The sequence below is a fragment of the Salinicola sp. JS01 genome, assembly GCF_030284585.1.
In the GTDB taxonomy this organism is placed as follows: Bacteria; Pseudomonadota; Gammaproteobacteria; order Pseudomonadales; family Halomonadaceae; genus Salinicola.
In genome coordinates, this window is record NZ_CP127244.1 from 1788509 (window position 1) to 1801402 (window position 12894).

Here is a 12894-nt window from a genome sequence, read left to right on the forward strand (position 1 = left end):
TCAGAGGCCGAAAAGCTGTACCAGGGGTGGCAGCACGAAGGCGGTGACCAGCCCGGAGAGCCCCATGGCCAGGCCGGAGAAGGCCCCGGCAATGGCGCCATAGGTGGAGAAACAGTAAGCGGTCCCGAAGCCGTGGGCGGCCAAACCCATGGAGAAGCCGCGGATGGCCGGATCGGTGACGCGGCCCAGGCGCAGGACCCAGGGGCCGATGATGCAGCCGATGACCCCGGTGAGCAGGACCAGCCCGGCGGTCAGCGAGGGAATACCGCCGATCTTCTCGGCGATGCCCATGGCGATCGGTGATGTCACCGACTTGGGCGCCAGCGATAGCACGGTGGCGTGGTCGGCACCCAGTACCAGGCTGATACCTACCGCCGATACCACCGCAGTGGCGACACCGGCGAGGGTGCCGGCACATACCGGCCACAGCAGGCGGCGTACGCGCTCGCGCTGGTCGAACAGCGGGATCGCCAGGGCCACGGTGGCGGGGCCGAGCAGAAAGTGCAGGAACTGCGCGCCGGCGAAGTAGGTGGGGTAGTCGGTATGGGTGAGGAGCAGAAAGGCGATCAGCAGCGCGATCGACAGGATCACCGGGTGCAGCAGCGGCGTGCCGCCGGCCCAGCGATTGATGCGACTGGCGATGACGAAGGCGATCAGGGTGGCGAACAGATGCAGTAGTGGGCTGGCGGCCAGATAGACCCACACCTGACCCAGAGGTAGCGGGCTCATACCTCCTCCTCCTGCGCTGTGCCGCTGCGGTGGGCGAGCCGCTGCATCACCTGACTGGTCACCCACAGGGTCACTGCTGCCGATAGCACCAGCGTGACCAGCAGGATCCAGAACTCCTGCCTGATCAGCCCGACGTGCTCGATCAGCCCGACGCCGGCGGGCACGAACAGCAGGGTGAGGTACTTGAGCAGGCCTTCACCCATGCTGCGCAGACTGGCCGGAACGCTGCCGCGAATGACGAGGCCGATGAGCAGGATCAGCATGCCGATGACCGGGCCGGGAATCGGCAGCGACAGTGCCAGACTCAGCACCTCTCCGAGAAATTGACAGCCGAGCAGAATGCTCATGCCGATGATCAGGGACATGGTGACCTCTTGCGCGCGTGGTGGAAGACGGGGAACAGGCAGAGCGCCCGGAAAGCGGGCTATTGTACGTCGATTGCGGCGATCACCAAGTGCGTCCCGAGACTGTCCTGCAAGCGATTGATAAAAAAGATGAAAGAAGCGCTTTTCATTTCCGGAAACGCAAGGTAGTATACGCGTCGTTTCGCAGGGTAGCCCACGGGCAAGCCTGGGCGAAGCCGGAGCGTGGCGCAGCTTGGTAGCGCGCTGCAATGGGGTTGCAGAGGTCGCAGGTTCGAATCCTGTCGCTCCGACCAGATCGAGAAAATGGCCAATCGGATTCGCTCCGATTGGCCATTTTTTTTGTGTCGATTTTTCCGTCCAGCCGTTTTGCCATTCGGCTCTCTTTTTGTCCCTCTGTCCGCTGTCCTTCCATCCCGCTGTATGCCGAGGCGCCGACCGTCAACCGCGCGCGTTGTGGCTAGAGCCAGAATGCCTCGACCACCGCCACACTGATCAAGGTCACCAGCACGGCGCCGACCAGATTGAGCAGCAAGCCAGCCTGGATCATCGACTGGATCTTCATCTTCCCGGTGGCGAAGACGATGGCGTTGGGCGGCGTCGCCACCGGCATCATGAAGGCGCAGCTCGCGGCGATCGCAGCCGGTACGGTGATCAGTAGCGGGTCGATGCCCAGCGAGATCGCCAGCGCGCCGAGCAGCGGCAGAAAGGCCGCGGCGGTGGCGGTGTTGGAGGTCAGCTCGGTGAGGAAGATGATCACCAGCACCACGGCGCCGATCAGCAGCAGTAGCGGCAGGACGTCGAACAGGCTCAGCTGATTGGCGATCCAGTCGGCGAGCCCCGAGCTGCTGATGCTGCTGGCCAGTGCCAGACCGCCGCCGAACAGCAGCAAGATGCCCCAGGGAAGATCCTTGGTGTCCTCCCACAGCAGCAGCGGGCGGTGCGGCTCGTTGCCGCTGGGGATCAGGAACAGGCCCACCCCGGCGATCAGCGCGATCGAGGTGTCGGAGAGCCAGTCCACGCCCATGTCGTTGAGCAGCGGTCGGGTGATCCAGGCCAGCGCGGCGAGCAGGAAGACCACGCCGACGCGCATCTCTGCGGCACTCAGCGGGCCCAGCTTGCTCAGCTCGTCGCGGATCACGTTACCGTCCCGGCTGTCGTTCTTGCCGCTGTTCTCGCTGCTGTTGGCACTTGCCTGCAGGCGCAGATCGAAGCCGCCGCGGGTCAGCCACCACCAGGCCACAGCCATCATTGCAAGACTCACTGGCAGCCCCACGGTCATCCACTCGGCGAAGCCCAGTTCGATATTCTGCTCGCTGGAGAGGTAGCCGGCGAGGATGGCGTTGGGCGGCGTGCCGATCAGCGTAGCGATGCCGCCGATGCTCGCCGCGTAGGCGATCGCCAGCAGCAGGGCGGTGGCGTAGCGTTCCACCTCGCGGGCGTCGGCGCTGGCGAACAGCGACACCACCGACATGCCGATCGGCAGCATCATGATCGCAGTGGCGGTATTGGAGACCCACATGCTGATGAATCCCGTGGCCAGCATGAAGCCGGCGATCTGCTGGCGCGGTTTCTGGCCGACCAGATCGAGGATGCGCAGGGCGATCCGGCGATGCAGATTCCAGCGCTGCATGGCGATGCCGAGCAGAAAGCCGCCCAGGAACAGGTAGATGGTCGGATTGGCGTAGCTGGCGGCGGCGCTCTTGAGCTCGGCAATACCCAGCGCGGGTGCCAGCGGAATCGGCAGTAGCGATGTCGCGGGGATGGGGATCGCCTCGGTGGCCCACCAGGTTGCCAGCAGCAGCGCCAGGCCGACACAGTGCCAGGCGGCGGGCGACATCCCGGCAGGCGATGGCAGCAGTAGCGTCGTCAGCACCCAGAGCGGTCCCAGGATCAGGCCGATCCTGGCGGTGAGGGAGGGGGGCGAATGCGCATCCGTGCGAGTGGTGGTCATGACGTCTCTCCGGTTGACGAAGCCATGGATCGAGCAGCGGGGCGGATGACCCAGAGCCGGTCACGCACCCCATTCCCATGCCTCCAGTCTATCAACGGATTGGCACGCTGCACCTGGCATGCCGGCTGCGGCCGAGGATGCGGTATGTGCGGCGGTCTAATATCATGCGCGCACGCCGCGGCCGTCCTCGGATCGGCCGCCCATTCGCAGCACGGCGACGGCGGTAGCGCCGCCGGTGATCTAGGATGACTGCATGAGCGCTTCTCTCTATCCCTCTTTCGACGCCTTGGCGTCGCTCTGTCGGCGTGCCGGCGAGGCGATCTTGAGCGCCGCCGCCGATGGCCTGGAGACGCGCTTCAAGTCCGATGCCAGCCCGGTGACCGACGCCGATCTCGCCGCCCACCAGGTATTGATGGCGGCGCTGCCGACGCTGGGCGATGCCCGCTTGCCGGTGCTCTCCGAGGAGGCGGCCGCCACCCCCTGGGAGACGCGCCGGCGCTGGTCGCGCTACTGGCTGATCGATCCGCTGGATGGGACCAAGGAGTTCATTCGCGGCTCCGACGAGTACAGTGTCAATGTGGCGCTGATTCGTGATCAGCGCCCGGTGCTGGGGGTGATCGCCAAGCCCGGTAGCGGCGAGGTATGGGCCGGCGGCGCTGAATCGGGCGCCTGGTATCAGCCAGCCGCCGGGGCTGCCTGGATTCGACTCGGCGTCGAGTCGTGCACGCCGCCACGGGTGATGGTGAGCCGCCATCACTGCGACGCGCACACCCGGGCGTTTATCGCGCGCCTGCCCGGGGCCCGGGTGGAGGCCCTCGGCAGCTCGCTCAAGTGCTGTCGCATCGCCGCCGGTGAGGCGGATCTCTATCCGCGTTTCGGCCCGACCAGCGAGTGGGATACCGCGGCGGCGCAAGCGATTCTGGAAGGCGCCGGCGGGGCGCTGGTCGATCCACGAGACTGGCAACCGTTGCGTTACAACACCAAGGCGTCGCTGCTCAACCCGGATTTCGTCGCCTGTGCCGACCCCCAGGGGGACTGGCGGGCGGCTTGGCAGGCGGCGCGGTGAGTGCGGCGTCGGCGAAGACAACCGATCGGCTCAGGAGAGTGTGATGTCTGCATGGGGAGTGAGTGCGCTGGCGCTGGTGGCGCTGGCCGTGGTGGTGGGGCTGGCGCTCTATGCCCGCCGACTGTGGCGCGAGGTGCGGCGACGCGAAGCGTTTCGCCGCGACGAGATCGCGCGCGCCAATCGCAACTGCATCGATAGCCTGGCGGCGATCTCGCAAGCGATGCTCGAGCGCCAGGTAGACTTGGTCGAGGGCGCCCTGCGCTGCAAGGTGCTATTGGATATCGTCGATCACCAGTTGGTGACGCAGGAGCGCTTCAAGGTGATTGCCGAGGTCCAGGCGCAGGCGGCGCATCTGCGTACGCATGCCGCACGAAGCGAGTTGACGCCGCGTCAGCGCCACCGCGAGGATCTCGCCCGGGTGGCGATCGCCGAGCAGTACGAAACGCGGCTGGATGACGCTGCCCGGGCGCTGCAGGCGCTGTGTGCCGATTGGCCCGATAAGTGGGCGGCAATCACGCAAGCGGCGTGAACTTTTCGCCGCTACGCTTTGCCAATCTCGTAAATGATGCTAAAAAAGAACAGTGTTTCCGACGCGGGTTTGCATACCGGCAAGGAATCGACAATGCTGTTACGGAGCTGCAAAGAAAAAGGGACAATGGGAACATTGACCGCTACTCGACTCGATGGGTTCCATCGCGAGAGATTTCTTTGTCGTTGAGGGAGGGGAATGACTTTCTCCCAACGAAATCGGCTTCTATACTCGAAGCCGCTGGGTAACGCCCGTTACGACTAGCGCTGTGTTAAGAAGGAGTCTTACATGAAAAAATCAACGACTGGCCTGCTGCTGGGCTCTGCTCTGGTAGTCGGTCTTTCTGGTTGTGCCAGTTCTGGCATGGAGTCCACCGGTAGCTCTTCCGATCAGGCGTGGTACAACTCGCCGTTCGTCTGCGGCCTCGCTGGCGGTCTGATCGGCGGTGGTCTGGGCTACGCAACCAGCGGTAGTTCCGACGAAGACACTGGCGCAGCCGTGGGTGGCGTTGCCGGCGCAGCAGCAGGTGCCCTGCTGTGTGCCGACTACTCCTCCGACGTCGTCGACAGCGACGGCGATGGCGTGCCGGACGATCGTGACCAGTGCCCGAACACCCCGGCCGGCGTCGCGGTTGACGCGGTAGGCTGCCCGCTGGACACCGACGGTGACGGCGTGCCGGACTACATGGACCAGTGCCCGGGTACCCCGGCTGGCGTCGAAGTCAACGCTCAGGGCTGCCCGCTGGATTCCGACGGTGACGGCGTGCCGGACTACCAGGACCAGTGCCCGAACACTCCGGCTGGCGCCAAGGTCAACTCTCTGGGCTGTGAAGAGAGCGTCATCCTGCGTGACGTCAACTTCAAGTTCGATTCCGCCGAGCTGACCTCCAACGCCGAGTCGATTCTCGACGGCATCTCCCAGAAGCTGATGGCTAGCTCCAACTCCAACGCCAAGCTGCGTATCCGTCTCGACGGCTACACTGACTCCGTGGGTCCGGACGCTTACAACCAGAAGCTGTCCCAGCGTCGCGCTGACTCCGTCAAAGCGTACCTGGTCAACAAGGGCTTCAATGCTGACAACATCATGACCTACGGTCACGGTGAGAGCGATCCGATCGCCAGCAACGACACCGCTGAAGGTCGTGCCCAGAACCGTCGCGTCGAACTGGACGAGTGGAAGTAAGCTCGCCACCAGATCGATGTGATCAAGAGGGCGCCTTCGGGCGCCCTCTGTCGTTGTGGGGCAGGTCTGACCGCTGCATCGACGCCTTTCCCCGCCATACCTGCCCGGACAACCGCGTAATCGATGGCGTCGGTGTCTCGGCGCTGCTACGCTAGTGCCCCCAAACTCGCCTCACGGCGATATCGTCAAGTCGACGCCTTTCCGCCGAACATCGGCCTGCCCGTATGCGGGCTGATCGTGGATAGCGACGTCACCGTATCGAACCGTTCACGTGGTCCTTGGTGTGGGCCACCACTGAACATAAGGATGTCTTCATGCCTATTGTCACGCTGCCCGACGGCAGTCAGAGAACCTTCGAACATCCCATCAGCATCATGGCGCTGGCCGAGTCCATCGGGCCGGGTCTGGCCAAGGCGTGCATTGCCGGCAAGATCGATGGAGTCGAGGTCGATGCCGCGGATCTGATCGAACACGATGCCGAGGTCGCCATCATCACCGCGCGCGATCCGGAAGGGGTGGATATCATCCGCCACTCCTGTGCTCATCTGATGGGGCATGCGATCAAGCAGCTCTATCCTGCGGCGAAGATGGCGATCGGCCCGGTCATCGAAGACGGCTTCTATTACGATATCGACTTTGGCGAGTCGATCTCGTCGGAGGATCTGGAGCAGATCGAGGCGCGCATGAAGGCGCTGATCGACCAGGATTACGACGTCGTGCGCGAGTACGTCGACAAGGCCGAGGCGCTAGCCACCTTCGTCTCCCGCGACGAGCCTTACAAGCAGCAGATCGTCGAGGGGATTCCCGATGGCGAGACGATTCGTCTCTACCATCATCAGGAGTACATCGACATGTGTCGCGGGCCTCATGTGCCCAATACTCGGCATCTCAAGGCGTTCAAGCTGACCAAGCTGGCCGGCGCCTACTGGCGGGGTGATTCCGCCAACCCCATGCTGACCCGTATCTACGGCACGGCCTGGGCCGACAAGAAGGCGCTCAAGGCCTATCTCCAGCGTCTGGAAGAGGCCGAGAAGCGTGACCACCGCAAGCTGGCGCGGCGCTTCGACTTCTTCCATATGCAGGAAGAGGCGCCCGGTATGGTGTTCTGGCACCCCCGCGGCTGGACCTTGTGGCAGGTCGTCGAGCAGTACATGCGTAAGGTCTACAAGAGCGGCGGTTACCAGGAGATCAAGTGTCCCCAGGTGATGGACGTGTCGCTGTGGAAGAAGTCCGGCCACTGGGACAACTACGCCGAGAACATGTTCTTCACCGAGTCGGAGAAGCGCGAGTATGCGCTCAAGCCGATGAACTGCCCCGGCCATGTCCAGGTCTTCAATTCGGGGCTGCGCAGCTACCGCGAGCTACCGATCCGCTACGGGGAGTTCGGCGGCTGTCATCGCAACGAGCCTTCCGGTGCGCTGCACGGTATCATGCGCGTGCGCGCCTTCACCCAGGACGACGGCCACGTCTTCTGTACGCCCGAGCAGATCGAGCCCGAGGTGACTGCCTTCCACCGTCAGGCGCTCAAGGTCTATGCTGACTTCGGCTTCGACGATATCGCGGTGAAGATCGCGTTGCGCCCGGACAAGCGCCTGGGTAGTGATGAGACTTGGGATCGGGCCGAGGGTGCGCTGCGCGCTGCACTCGCCAACTGCGATGTAGAGTGGCAGGAGTTGCCAGGCGAAGGTGCTTTCTATGGTCCGAAGATCGAGTACCATATGAAGGATTGCCTCGGCCGCGAATGGCAGGTCGGTACCATGCAGGTGGATTTCATGATGCCTGGCCGCCTCGGCGCCCAGTACGTGGCCGAGGATGGCTCGCGCCAGACCCCGGTCATGCTGCACCGTGCCATTGTCGGCTCGATGGAGCGCTTCGTGGGTATCCTGATCGAGCACTACGCCGGAGCTCTGCCGCTATGGCTGGCGCCGGTCCAGGCGGTGGTGTTGAACATCACCGATGCACAGCGCGAATACGCCGAAAATCTCCTGAAACGCTTGCGTGAAGCGGGCTTCCGCGTCGAAGCGGACTTGAGGAATGAGAAGATCGGCTTTAAAATTCGCGAACATACGCTGCAGAAGATCCCTTATCTGCTGGTTGTCGGAGATAAGGAAGTCGAATCGGGTGCCGTTGCCGTGCGTACTCGGTCCGGCGAGGATCTGGGCTCCCTGTCGGTAGAGGCGCTGCTGGCGCAGCTCGAACATGCAGGCAAGCCGGATCAGCACTGAGCAGCAACGTGAATCGCCAAACGGAGATCTAACGATCAAGCGTAATAATCAGCGCGGGCGCCCTCAGGAAAAGCGCGCGCCCATCAATGACCGTATTCGTGCAGACGAAGTTCGCCTTATCGATGCCGAGGGCGAGCAGGTGGGGGTCGTCCCCATGCAGGAGGCGCTGGAGCGTGCCGAGGAAGCCGGTATGGACCTCGTGCAGATTTCCAATGCCGATCCCATCGTCTGCAAGATCATGGACTACGGTAAATTCCTCTTCGAGCAGAAGAAGCAGAAATCGGCTCAGAAGAAGAAGACCAAGCAGATTCAGGTCAAGGAAGTGAAATTCCGGCCTGGCACGGACGAGGGTGACTATCAGGTGAAGCTCAAGAACCTGATACGTTTCCTCGAAGGTGGCGACAAGGGCAAGGTCACCCTCCGCTTCCGCGGTCGCGAGATGGCGCACCAGGACATCGGTCGTCGACTGATGGAACGGATCGCCGGCGATCTCGAGGAGATGGCCGCTGTCGAGTCCTTTCCCAAGATGGAAGGACGGCAGATGATCATGATCCTTGCGCCCAAGAAGAAGTGATCCGCGGGCAAGTCGAACGGGGTGTGGCGTCAATCCGCCACGCCCGGCCTCGGGTTTTCTAAAGAAATCGGATCGGAGTTTCTACTCATGCCGAAAATCAAGAGCAACAGCGGCGCTGCCAAGCGCTTCAAGAAGACCGCGAATGGCTTCAAGCACAAGCAGTCTTTCCGTAGTCACATCCTGACCAAGAAGTCCACCAAGCGTAAGCGTCAGCTGCGCGGTATGAAGCAGGTCCACGCTGCCGACAAGCAGCTCGTGGCCCGCATGCTGCCGAACCTCTGAGCCCCTTTGGTCGACCTTTTTTAACGTCAGGAGAGTACTATGTCTCGCGTCAAGCGTGGTGTCGTCGCACGTCGTCGTCACAAGAAGATCATGAAGCAGGCCAAGGGTTACTACGGTGCGCGTTCGCGCGTCTTCCGCGTAGCCAAGCAGGCGGTCATCAAAGCCGGTCAGTACGCCTATCGTGACCGTCGTCAGCGCAAGCGTCAGTTCCGCGCGCTGTGGATCACCCGTATCAATGCGGCGGCACGCAACAACGGCCTGTCCTACAGCCGTTTCGTTGCCGGCCTCAAGAAGGCGGGTATCGAGATCGACCGCAAGGTGCTGGCCGATCTGGCCGTTCACGAGAAAGCCGCGTTTACGGCGCTCGTCGAGAAAGCCAAGGCTGCATAAGCCGGTCATCCCCGGCCCTTCGCGGGTCGGAGTAATCGCGTGACCGATCCAGGGGAAGAGCAGCCGCTCTTCCCCTGTTTTTTTCCCATACCCTGTTTTTGAGTGCACTGCAGCAGCGATACGCGGTGCGTCACGAGAGACAAGTGGAGCTCGACGGATGGATCATCTTCCTGCCCTGGTCAACGAGGCGAGCGCGGCCATCGCCGCGGCCGAGGACGCCCAGGCTCTGGACCAGGTGCGTGTGCGCTATCTGGGCAAGAAAGGCGAGATCACGGCGCTGTTGAAGGGGCTCGGCCAGTTGCCTCCGGAAGAGAGGCCGGCTGCCGGCGAGCGCATCAACGAGGCCAAGCAGGCGCTGCAGCAGGAGCTCGAGCAGCGCCGCCAAACCTTGGAGCAGGCGGCGCTGTCGGCACAGCTCGAAGCCGAGCGTATCGACGTCACCCTGCCCGGGCGCGGCGAGGTCAATGGCGGTCTGCATCCGGTGACCCAGACCCTGGAGCGCATCGAGGCGCTATTCCAGCACATCGGGTTCGATGTCGCCGTGGGCCCCGAGATCGAGGATGACTTCCATAACTTCGAGGCGCTCAACATCCCGGCCCACCATCCGGCGCGGGGCATGGCGGATACCTTCTACTTCGACGCCACGCGGCTGTTGCGCACCCATACCTCTCCGGTCCAGGTGCGCACCATGCAGTCGCAGGAGCCGCCGATCCGTATCGTCTGCCCGGGACGCGTCTATCGCAGCGACTCCGATTTGACCCATACCCCGATGTTTCACCAGGTCGAGGGCTTGCTGGTCGACGAAGGGATCAGCTTCGCCGATCTCAAGGGCACTATCGCCGATTTCCTGCAGGCGTTCTTCGAGCGTGACGATCTGCAGGTCCGCTTCCGGCCTTCCTACTTCCCGTTCACCGAGCCCTCCGCCGAGGTCGACATCCAGTGTGTGATGTGCCGCGGCGAGGGTTGCCGGGTCTGCTCGCACAGCGGCTGGCTGGAGGTGATGGGGTGCGGCATGGTGCATCCCGAAGTCTTCCGTCACTCGGGTATCGATGCCAGCCGCTTCACTGGCTTCGCCTTCGGCATGGGGGCGGAGCGTCTGGCGATGCTGCGCTACGGCGTCAACGATCTGCGCCTGTTCTTCGACAACGATCTGCGGTTCCTGCGCCAGTTCAACTGAGTTCTTCGCCAGTCAAGGAGTATCAAGATGAAGTTTTCCGAAGCGTGGCTGCGCGAGTGGGTCTCTCCTCAGCTCGATACCCAGGCCCTGGCGGATGCCATCACCATGGCCGGCCTGGAGGTCGATGCGATCGAGCCGGTCGGGGCGGTTTTCACGGGCGTCGTGGTCGCGGAAGTGGTGGCCAAGGCGCCGCATCCGGACGCCGACAAGCTCAATGTGTGCCAGGTTCAGGATGGCAGTGGCGAGCCGGTTCAGGTGGTGTGCGGCGCGCCCAATGTCGCCGTGGGCCAGAAGGTGCCGTTCGCCCGGGTCGGCGCGGTGCTGCCCGAGGATTTCAAGATCAAGCGCGCCAAGCTGCGCGGGGTCGAGTCCCACGGCATGATCTGCTCTGCCTCCGAGCTGGGGCTGGAGGAGGGGCACTCCGAAGGGATTTACGTGCTGCCCGCGGACGCGCCGGTCGGCAAGGACTTCCGCGCCTGGATGGCGCTGGACGACAGCACCATCGACGTCGACCTGACTCCCAACCGCGGCGACTGTCTCAGTCTGCGCGGTATCGCCCGTGAAGTCGGCTGCGTTACCGCGACCCGGGTGGTAGAGCCAAATATCGCGCCGGTGGTGGCGCGCAGCAATGCCCAGTTCCCGATCGCGGTGAGCGACGAAGCGGGCTGCCCGCGCTATCTCGGCCGGGTCATCCGCGACGTCGACCTGAGCGCGCAGACGCCGCTGTGGATGCGCGAACGCCTGCGCCGCAGCGGTATTCGCAGCATCGATCCGGCGGTCGATGTCACCAACTATGTGATGCTCGAGCTAGGGCAACCGATGCACGCCTTCGATCTCGACGTGCTCGAAGGGGGCATCGAGGTGCGCCGGGCCCACGACGGCGAGCGGTTGACCCTGCTCGACGGTCAGGAGGTAGTGCTGGATGGCACTACCCTAGTGATCGCCGACCAGACCAAGGCGCTGGCGATCGCCGGTGTCATGGGGAGCGAAGATAGCGGCGTCGGCGCCGAGACGCGTCATCTGTTCCTCGAGGCCGCCTTCTTCGCACCGCTTGCGGTCTCGGGCAAGGCGCGTGAATTCGGACTACACACTGATGCCTCCCACCGCTTCGAGCGCGGCGTCGACCCGGACATCACTCGTCCGGCGATGGAGCGTGCCACCGAGCTGCTGCTGGCGATCGTCGGTGGCACCCCGGGCCCGATCTCCGAGGTGCGCAAGCCGGCGCACCTGCCCCAGCGTGACGACGTCGCGCTGAGCCGCGAACGCCTCGCCGCCTGCCTCGACGTACGCCTGCCCGACGACGAAATCCAGCGTATCTTCCGCGGCCTGGGCATGACCGCGTCGGCGCCCGGCGACCGTTGGCGGGTGCAGATCCCGAGCTGGCGTTTCGATATCGCCATCGAGGAGGATCTGATCGAGGAGCTGGCGCGTGTCCACGGCTACAACCGGTTGCCCGTACGCCGGCCCCAGGCGCGACTGAGCCTGAAGCCGGCCGACGAGGCGCTGCAGCCGCTGCGCCGGGTGCGCCGCCATCTGGTCTCGCGTGGCTATCAGGAGGCGGTGACCTACAGCTTCGTCTCCCCCGAGCTGCAATCGCTGCTGCTGCCGGAAGCGGTATCGCCGACCCTGGCCAACCCTATCTCCAGCGATATGTCGGTGATGCGTCACAGCCTCTTCCCGGGGCTGCTCAAGGCGCTGATGCACAACCTCAACCGTCAACAGCAGCGGGTGCGCCTGTTCGAGACCGGGCTGGTGTTCCAAGGCGAGCTCGATGCGCTGACGCAGACGCCGATGATCGGTGGCCTGGTATGCGGTAGTCGCGACGTCGAGGGCTGGGCCGCCGGGCGTGAGAGCGTCGACTTCTTCGATCTCAAGGGCGACCTCGAAAGCCTGCTGGCGCTCGGCGGCTGCGCCGACGAGTGGCAGTTCGTCGCCGCCAGCCATCCCGCGCTGCATCCGGGGCGTACCGCCGAGCTCTATCGGGGTGGCCAGGCCCAGGGCTGGATCGGTGCGCTGCACCCCTCGATCCGGGCGCAGTTGGGCATCAAGCCGGAGGTCTATCTGTTCGAAGTCGCCCAGCAGGCGGTACTCGAAGGGCGGATCGCGGCCTTCCAGCCGCTGTCGCGCTATCCGGAGGTGCGTCGCGATCTGGCCTTCGTGGTCGATGCCGAGGTAGGCGTGGCACCGCTGCTGGAAGCGATCCGGGCACGTGCCGGTGAGTGGCTCACCCAGTGGCAGCTGTTCGATGTCTACCAGGGGCAGGGGGTTGCCGAGGGGCACAAGAGCATCGCCCTGGGCTTGACCTGGCAGCATCCTTCGCGCACTCTCAATGACGATGAAATCAATCAGTTAATTGCAGCCGTGGTGGACGAAGCCGAGTCCCGTTTCGGTGCCAGGCTGCGCAGTTGATCTGTCGTCCTGTGC

The 12894-nt window shown here is 64.0% G+C and carries 12 protein-coding genes and 1 tRNA gene; 10 read left to right on the forward strand and 3 right to left on the reverse strand.

Features of this window, described 5'->3' with window-relative positions:
* The gene (locus QO259_RS08035; RefSeq protein ID WP_035470941.1) at window positions 1–729 is read right to left on the reverse strand and encodes an LrgB family protein; all 729 of its coding nucleotides are present in this window, start codon (window positions 727–729) and stop codon (window positions 1–3) included.
* Window positions 726–1094 (reverse strand): CidA/LrgA family protein, encoded by a 369-nt coding sequence (locus QO259_RS08040; RefSeq protein WP_285952434.1) that lies wholly within the window; start codon window positions 1092–1094, stop codon window positions 726–728. The genes QO259_RS08035 and QO259_RS08040 overlap by 4 nt, the downstream gene beginning before the upstream one ends.
* A gap of 216 nt (window positions 1095–1310) precedes the next feature.
* On the opposite strand from QO259_RS08040, the gene QO259_RS08045 reads away from it, so the two are divergent.
* Window positions 1311–1387: transfer RNA gene (locus tag QO259_RS08045), tRNA-Pro, on the forward strand.
* Window positions 1388–1551: 164 nt separating this feature from the next.
* Here QO259_RS08045 and QO259_RS08050 read toward each other — a convergent pair.
* Entirely contained in the window at window positions 1552–3045 is a 1494-nt protein-coding gene (locus QO259_RS08050) for an SLC13 family permease (protein WP_285952435.1), read from the reverse strand.
* A gap of 253 nt (window positions 3046–3298) precedes the next feature.
* On the opposite strand from QO259_RS08050, the gene cysQ reads away from it, so the two are divergent.
* From cysQ to pheT, 9 genes are all read left to right on the forward strand, one after another.
* Window positions 3299–4111, forward strand: coding sequence for a 3'(2'),5'-bisphosphate nucleotidase CysQ (gene cysQ / locus QO259_RS08055; protein ID WP_285952436.1), 813 nt, complete (start codon window positions 3299–3301; stop codon window positions 4109–4111).
* Between the two features lie 43 nt (window positions 4112–4154).
* Window positions 4155–4640 (forward strand): DUF2489 domain-containing protein, encoded by a 486-nt coding sequence (locus QO259_RS08060; RefSeq protein ID WP_285952437.1) that lies wholly within the window; start codon window positions 4155–4157, stop codon window positions 4638–4640.
* Window positions 4641–4928: 288 nt separating this feature from the next.
* On the forward strand, window positions 4929–5822 hold the full coding sequence (locus QO259_RS08065) for an OmpA family protein (RefSeq protein WP_285952438.1): 894 nt from the start codon (window positions 4929–4931) through the stop codon (window positions 5820–5822).
* A 314-nt stretch (window positions 5823–6136) separates the two neighbouring features.
* Window positions 6137–8047, forward strand: coding sequence for a threonine--tRNA ligase (gene thrS, locus QO259_RS08070; protein ID WP_285952439.1), 1911 nt, complete (start codon window positions 6137–6139; stop codon window positions 8045–8047).
* Window positions 8022–8621 (forward strand): translation initiation factor IF-3, encoded by a 600-nt coding sequence (infC, locus tag QO259_RS08075; RefSeq protein ID WP_207035423.1) that lies wholly within the window; start codon window positions 8022–8024, stop codon window positions 8619–8621. Before thrS ends, infC begins: the two co-directional genes overlap by 26 nt.
* 87 nt (window positions 8622–8708) lie before the next feature.
* Window positions 8709–8903 carry a 50S ribosomal protein L35 gene (gene rpmI / locus QO259_RS08080; protein WP_035470931.1) on the forward strand — a complete coding sequence of 65 codons (195 nt, stop codon included), beginning with the start codon at window positions 8709–8711 and terminating at the stop codon, window positions 8901–8903.
* 39 nt (window positions 8904–8942) lie between these two features.
* The gene (rplT, locus tag QO259_RS08085; RefSeq protein WP_035470930.1) at window positions 8943–9293 is read left to right on the forward strand and encodes a 50S ribosomal protein L20; all 351 of its coding nucleotides are present in this window, start codon (window positions 8943–8945) and stop codon (window positions 9291–9293) included.
* A gap of 157 nt (window positions 9294–9450) precedes the next feature.
* Window positions 9451–10470 carry a phenylalanine--tRNA ligase subunit alpha gene (gene pheS, locus QO259_RS08090; protein ID WP_207035425.1) on the forward strand — a complete coding sequence of 340 codons (1020 nt, stop codon included), beginning with the start codon at window positions 9451–9453 and terminating at the stop codon, window positions 10468–10470.
* Between the two features lie 27 nt (window positions 10471–10497).
* Window positions 10498–12879 (forward strand): phenylalanine--tRNA ligase subunit beta, encoded by a 2382-nt coding sequence (pheT, locus tag QO259_RS08095; RefSeq protein ID WP_285952440.1) that lies wholly within the window; start codon window positions 10498–10500, stop codon window positions 12877–12879.
* The last annotated feature ends 15 nt before the right edge of the window (window positions 12880–12894 follow it).